The following is a 231-nucleotide window of genomic DNA, read 5'->3' on the forward strand; positions in this document are numbered from 1 at the left end:
TTCTCCAGCTACGTCAAACCGAAAAAGTTCCCAAAGCTGACGAAGCGCTGTAAATCATTCCTCGGAATTACGCAGGAGGATGTAGAGAGCGGGATTTCATTTGAGTTGTTTATCGAGAAGCTCGTGTCACTTGATGGGGAAGAGAATTGTGAGATTATTACGTGGGGCAACATGGACATGAAGGTATTGAAGCAAAATTGTATGCTTAATCATATTAGCTTTCCTTTTAAG

General features: G+C 41.6%; 1 protein-coding gene. It reads left to right on the plus strand.

Annotated features, from left to right (window positions below; translation table 11 throughout):
• The coding region (locus tag AC0IXA_RS28265; RefSeq protein WP_471815036.1) for an exonuclease domain-containing protein at positions 1–231 on the plus strand (231 nt) is incomplete at both ends.

The organism is Pseudomonas sp. AC083 (assembly GCF_979253165.1).